The 6,321-nt window shown below is 71.5% G+C and carries 5 protein-coding genes; 1 reads left to right on the forward strand and 4 read right to left on the reverse strand.

Features of this window, described 5'->3' with window-relative positions:
- Positions 1-65: 65 nt before the first annotated feature.
- Positions 66-1,394, reverse strand: coding sequence for a lysine N(6)-hydroxylase/L-ornithine N(5)-oxygenase family protein (locus H4687_RS04385; protein ID WP_046913654.1), 1,329 nt, complete (start codon positions 1,392-1,394; stop codon positions 66-68).
- A 130-nt stretch (positions 1,395-1,524) separates the two neighbouring features.
- Between H4687_RS04385 and H4687_RS04390 the strand changes: the two genes are divergently transcribed.
- The gene (locus H4687_RS04390; RefSeq protein WP_046913648.1) at positions 1,525-2,472 is read left to right on the forward strand and encodes a methionyl-tRNA formyltransferase; all 948 of its coding nucleotides are present in this window, start codon (positions 1,525-1,527) and stop codon (positions 2,470-2,472) included.
- Positions 2,473-2,552: 80 nt separating this feature from the next.
- Here the strand turns inward: H4687_RS04390 and H4687_RS04395 are convergent, their stop codons facing one another.
- The 3 genes from H4687_RS04395 to H4687_RS04405 form a co-directional block, all read right to left on the reverse strand.
- Complete coding sequence (locus tag H4687_RS04395) at positions 2,553-3,515, reverse strand: ABC transporter ATP-binding protein (protein WP_046913649.1); 963 nt, start codon at positions 3,513-3,515, stop codon at positions 2,553-2,555.
- A gap of 4 nt (positions 3,516-3,519) precedes the next feature.
- Positions 3,520-4,629 (reverse strand): FecCD family ABC transporter permease, encoded by a 1,110-nt coding sequence (locus tag H4687_RS04400; RefSeq protein WP_046913650.1) that lies wholly within the window; start codon positions 4,627-4,629, stop codon positions 3,520-3,522.
- Between the two features lie 534 nt (positions 4,630-5,163).
- Positions 5,164-6,204, reverse strand: coding sequence for a FecCD family ABC transporter permease (locus H4687_RS04405; RefSeq protein WP_005474300.1), 1,041 nt, complete (start codon positions 6,202-6,204; stop codon positions 5,164-5,166).
- Between the last annotated feature and the right edge of the window lie 117 nt (positions 6,205-6,321).

Here is a 6,321-nt window from a genome sequence, read left to right on the forward strand (position 1 = left end):
GGCCGGCACGTACCGACCGGGCTCGGCCCCGGTGTCAGCGACTCCGGGGGCCCCGCATCCGCCTGTCAGACCTCCGTCGTCGTCAGGTCCCTCGCGCGGCGCGAGAGAAGCGAGGCGCAGATCTCCCCGGCGCGGACGGCGGTGGTGGAGAGCAGCGTCGAGGTGAGGCCGTGGGTGTGTTCGGTGCCGCCCTGGAGGTAGATGTCCGCGCTGACGTTGGGGGCGGTGGCCACCCGGTGGTCCCGGCCGACCCGGAGGGCGTCCTCGTCGTCACGCAGGCAGAGCTTGCCGATCTCCCCGAGGTGGTCGCTCACACCGCGCGGCCGGTAGCCGGTGGCGTGGACGAGGAGGTCGCAGGAGAGGGTCTCGCGCTCTCCCGTCGGCAGGAACTCCACGGTCACCCTGACGTCGTCCGCGCCCTCCTCGACCTCACGCAGGCGGGAGACGTTCATCATCCGCAGCCGTTCGCGGCCCTGGACCTTCTCCCGGTACATGGACCGGGACAGCGACTCGATCAGGTCCATGTCCACGACGGAGTAGTTGGTGCTGCGGTGGTAGTCGAACAGCGACTGCTTCACCTCGCGGGGCGAGCCGTAGTACAGGTCGACGGCCTCGGGGTCGAAGATCTTGTTGGCGAAGGGGCTGTCGTCGGCGGGTGTGTAGCCGTACTTGGCGAAGACGGAGCAGATCTCCGCCTCGGGGAAGCTGCGGTGGAGGTAGTCGACGGCCTCCGCCGCGCTCTGTCCGGCGCCGAGGACGACCGCACGGCGTATCGGCCGTCCCGTGCGCTGGGCCTGCTCGACGCGGGGCAGCAACTCGCTGGTGTGCCAGACGCGGTCGGACAGGGCTGCGTCGGGCGGGAGGTGCGGTTCCAGGCCGGCGGCCACGCAGATGCTGCGGGCGCGGCGGACGGTGAACCGGTCCGGGTCGCCGGGGGTGCGGCTGGTGACGTCGAAGTAACGGATCTCGCCGTCCCGGGTGACGGGGCGCACGGAGACGACCTCGGCGGAGTACTCGACGAGGTGGGAGACGCGGGCGGCGGCCCACTCGAAGTAGTCGTGGAACTCGATGCGCAGCGGGAACAGGGTCTTCAGATTGAGGAAGTCGACGAGCCGGCCCTGCTCGCGCAGGTAGCACAGGAAGCTGAAGTCGCTGGTGGGATCACGCATCGTCACCAGGTCCTTCAGGAAGGACACTTGCATGGTGGCGTCGTCGATGAGCATGCCGCGGTGCCAGCCGAACCGGGGTTGCCTTTCCAGGAACCCGACCCGGAGTCCGTCCTCGGCGCCGGTCCCGGCGGAGTGTTCGTGGAGCGCGATGGCGAGTGCGAGATTCGACGGGCCGAATCCGATCCCCAGTACGTCGTAGATGGAATCCGGCCCGGTGTGCAGCATCGTCACCGCGTCATCGCCTTTCGTCGAGAAAAGGGGTCCACACAGTCGCCCCAGCAGGAACACCGCCTCCCCCAGCAGAGACATGTTAGATAAGGTAAGCCTTACCTAGCAACGGTTGAGGAGGGCTCATATGCGGATCGCCATGTTCGGATACCAGACGTGGGGACACCGGACGCTGCGTGCGCTGCTGGATTCCGGACACGATGTGGTACTCGTCGTCACACATCCCAAGAGCGATCACGCGTACGAGAAGATCTGGAACGACTCGGTCGCCGATCTCGCCGAACAGCACGGTGTGCCGGTGCTGTTGCGCAACCGGCCCGACGACGAGGAACTGCTGCGCGCGCTCAAGGAGGCCGATCCGGACCTCATCGTGGCCAACAACTGGCGCACCTGGCTGCCGCCCGAGATCTTCGATCTGCCGACGCACGGCACGCTCAACATCCACGACTCGCTGCTGCCGACGTACGCGGGGTTCTCCCCGCTCATCTGGGCGCTCATCAACGGCGAACAGGAGGTCGGTGTCACCGCCCACCGCATGGACGGCGAACTCGACATGGGTGACGTGCTGTTGCAGCGTTCGGTGCCGGTCGGACCGAAGGACACGGCGACGGACCTGTTCCACCGCACGGTCGACCTGATCGGCCCGCTCGTCACCGACTCGCTCGAACTCATCGCCTCCGGCGAGGCCGTGTGGACGCCGCAGGACCGCTCCCGGTCGAGTTTCTTCCACAAGCGGTCCCTGGAGGACAGCCGGATCGACTGGACCTGGCCCGCCGAGGACCTGGAGCGCTTCGTACGGGCCCAGTCCGACCCGTACCCCAACGCCTTCACCCACCACCGGGGAGAACGGATCCGGATCGTCTCGGCCTCCGCCTCCGAGGGACGCTACGGCGGCACGCCGGGGCGGATCTTCATCCGGGAGGGCGACGGGGTCGTCATCGTGGCGGGTGCCGACGCCCGCTCCGGACGGCTGCCGGGGCTGGTGGTCGAGCGGGTGCGGACGGAGGACGGCACCGAGCACGCGGCGACGGACTACTTCCGCACGATGGGGGGTTACCTGACGGCCCGCCCGTGACGGCCCGGAGGTGAGGGACGGGCGTGAGGGACGGGGCGTCAGGGACGTCGCGTCAGGGACGGGGCGCCGTCGGCGGCGGGTCAGCCGGCGGCGCCCGACACAGGTACCGCGGCCGTGGCCCCGTCCGAGTCGGCGCCCCTGTCGGCGTGGGTGCCCTCGTGGTGGCGGCCCATGGGGATGACCATGGGGGTACGGCTGACGGGGTCCTCGCCGACGACACAGCGCAACCCGAAGACGTCCTCGACCATGGGGGCGGTGATGACGTCGGCGGGGGCGCCCTCGCCCGCTATGCGGCCGCCCTTCATGGCGATGATGTGGTCGGCGTACCGGCAGGCCTGGTTGAGGTCGTGCAGGACCATGACGACGGTGCGGCCCTGGTGCCGGTTGAGGTCGGTGACCAGGTCGAGGACGTCGATCTGGTGGGCGAGGTCGAGGTACGTCGTCGGCTCGTCCAGCAGCATCACGGGGGTGCCCTGGGCCACGGCCATGGCGATCCAGGCGCGTTGGCGCTGTCCGCCGGAGAGTTCGTCGACCGGCCGGTGCGCGAGGTCGGTCATCGCGGTCGCCCGCAGCGCCTCGTGCACGGCCTCCTCGTCGCCGCGCGACCACTGCCGCCACCACGTCTGGTGCGGTGAACGCCCGCGCCCCACCAGGTCGATGACCGTCAGCCCCTCGGGGGCGACGGGCGTCTGCGGGAGGATGCCGAGCTTCTGGGCGAGGGTCCGGGTCGGGATGGAGTGCACCGCTCGGCCGTCCAGGTGCACGGCGCCGGCCTTGGGCGTGAGCAGCCGGGCCAGGGCACGCAACAGGGTGGACTTGCCGCAGGCGTTGGCGCCGACGATGGCGGTGACGCGGCCCGTGGGGACGACCAGGTCGAGGTCCTCGACGACGACGCGGTCGTCGTAGGCCAGGCGCAGGCCCTCGGCGCGCAGCTCGGGACCTTCGACGCGGCCCTCGGCGGGGCCTGCGACCGGAGCTTCGGCGCGGGCTTCGCGCTTCGTTGCCGGGTCGTACCTCGATGCCGGTTCGTACTTCGATGACACGTCTTCAGCCTCCTGAACCGGCGCGGTTGGCGCGGATGAGCAGCCACAGCAGGACGGGGGCGCCGAGCACCCCGGTGACGATCCCGACCGGGAGTTCCGTGTCCGGGACGATCTTCCGTGCGGCGAGGTCGGACACGAGCACCATCACGGCACCGGTGAGCCCCGCCGCGAGGGGTGGCGGGAAGGGGGTGCCGGCCAGGCGCTGGGCGACCTGGGGTGCGGCGAGCGCCACGAACGCGATGGGTCCGGCGGTCGCCGTGCCGAAGGCGACGAGCCCGACCGCGATGAGCAGGACGGCCACCCGGACGGTGTGGACCCGGGCGCCGAGGCCCTTGGCGACGTCGTCCCCGAGTTGCAGGACGCGGATCTGCCGGCCGAGCAGGACCGCCGGGGGCACGAGCGCGGCCATGGTGACGGCGAGCGGGCCGATCTGGTCCCAGGTGCGGCCGTTGAGGTTGCCGACGAGCCAGCCGAGGGCGGCCTGCGCCTGGAAGCGCTGGCCTCGGGCCAGGAGGTAGTCGGTGACGCTGGTGCAGATCCAGGCGACACCGATGCCGACGAGGACGATGCGGTAGCCGGTGGTGCCGCGCTTCCAGGCCAGGAGGTAGACCAGGAGTCCTGCGGTCAACGCGCCCAGCAGGCCGAGGGCCTGGGTGCCGAGGCCGCCGTCCCAGCCGAGGACGATGCCGGCGACGACCACCGCGCCCGCGCCCTGGGTGATGCCGATCATGTCGGGGCTGGCGAGCGGGTTGAGCGTCACGGTCTGGAGCAGAGCCCCGGAGATGCCGAACGCGATGCCGACGAGCAGCCCGGCCAGGGCGCGCGGCAGCCGCAGTTCGTGGACGATCAGCTCGGTGCCGGGATCGCCCGTGCCCGCGAGAGCCTTCAGCACGTCGGTGAGCGGGAGGTCGATGTCCCCGACCGAGGTCTCCACGGCGAACGCCAGGAACGCGGCGGCCGCGAGCAGCAGGGAGACGCCCAGCAGCCTGGGCCGTACGACACCGGACACGGGCGGCACGGGAAGCCGGAAGGCGAGACGGTCGGCCGTGCGGCGCCGACCGGCCGTCTCCGCGACGCCCTTCGCGGGCGGCACGGGCACGAGATCGGTCGTCATCGGCTCACCACTCCATGGGTCTGGTCTTCACGGGGCGTCGTCACTAAGGTTTCGAAGGCGGGGAGTTGGCGATGGGAGAGGTCGGTGACCGCGGGTCGCCGAAGCGAGGGGTCGGTGACCGCGGGTCGCCCAAGCCAGGGGTCGGTCACCGCGGGTCGCCCAAGCCAGGGGTCGGTCACCGCGGGTCGCCCAAGCCAGGGGTCGGTCACCGCGGGTCGCCCAAGCCAGGGGTCGGTCACCGCGGGTCGCCCAAGCCAGGGGTCGGTCACCGCGGGTCGCCGAAGCCAGGGGTCGGTGATCGCGGGTCGGCGACACCATGGCCGCCGGGATGCGAGCCGGGCCGGCCACAGCCCCGCGGCCACGCAACCGCGGCTCCGCGACCCGGTCGCCGCGGGACCCTCTCTTCGTGGGTTCTCGGGCATCGCCCGGACGCGGGGGCGGCGCGGGGCCGGTGCCCGGGGCCCGGCGGGCCGGAGCCGGGGCTCTCGCCGTGTGTCCGCCCGGGGCTCATGACTCCGTCGACGAGACGTCATGTCACAGCTCCGCGAGGCGTCGGCGGCGGACCAGGGCGATGAAGAAGGGGCCGCCGAGGAAGGCGACGAGGATGCCCGCCTGGATCTCGGTGGGGCGGGCGATCAGGCGGCCGGCGATGTCGGCGGCCAGCAGCAGGCAGGGGGCGAGGACGGCCGACAGGGGGAGCAGCCAGCGGTGGTCCGGGCCGAGGCCGGCCAGTTGGGCGAGGACGCGGGCGATGTGCGGGACGACCAGGCCGACGAAGACCACGGGCCCGATGACGGCGACCGCTCCGCCGGTGAGGAGGGTGACGGCGAGGACGCCCTGGACACGGACGAGACCGAGCTTGAGGCCGAGCGACTTCGCCACGTCGTCGCCGAGCGCGAGGCTGTTGAGGGCCGGGGCGCAGGCGAGGGCGAGGAGCGCGCCGACGGCCAGGAACGGCAGGACGCGCAGCAGGACCCCCTCGTCCTGGTCGGCGAGCGAGCCCGCGCTCCAGAACCGGTACCGGTTGAGGGCGTCCGGGTCGGTGAGCGCGATGGCGCTGGTCAGCGAGAACAGCAGGGAGGTCACCGCGACCCCGGCCAGGGCGAGTTTGACCGGTGTGGAGCCGGACCGGCCGAGCCCGCCCAGCAGGTACACCAGGACGCTGGCGGCGAAGGCGCCGCCGAAGGCGAACCAGATGTAGCCGTAGACCGAGGAGATGCCGAGCACGCCGACCGAGAGGACGACCGCGAAGGCGGCGCCCGCGCTGACGCCGAGGATGCCGGGGTCGGCGAGCGGATTGCGGGTCAGCGCCTGCATCAGCGCGCCCGAAAGACCGAGGGCGGCGCCGGTGGCGAGTCCGAGGACGGTGCGCGGCAGGCGTACGGACCAGATGACGCTGTCGACACGGGAGTCGGGGGCGTCGCCGAGCAGGGTGTGCCACACCTGGTCGAGGGGGACGCCGAGCGCGCCGAACGCCATCGACAGGGCGCACAGGGTGAGCAGGGCCAGGGCCGAGAGTGTCAGCAGCAGTGCCGCGCGGGGGCCTTTCGCCGCCCGGACCGTAGAGGTCCCCACGTCTTCAACTTTCTTTGATGAGGCTTGCCTTAACTGTAGGGCGAGCGCGGGTCGAACTGTAGATCCTCCGTGGATTGCCGTCCCGCCCTCTGGGCATCACTAGGAGCACTCTGTGAA

The sequence above is a fragment of the Streptomyces stelliscabiei genome (assembly GCF_014873495.1).
Taxonomy (GTDB): domain Bacteria; phylum Actinomycetota; class Actinomycetes; order Streptomycetales; family Streptomycetaceae; genus Streptomyces; species Streptomyces bottropensis.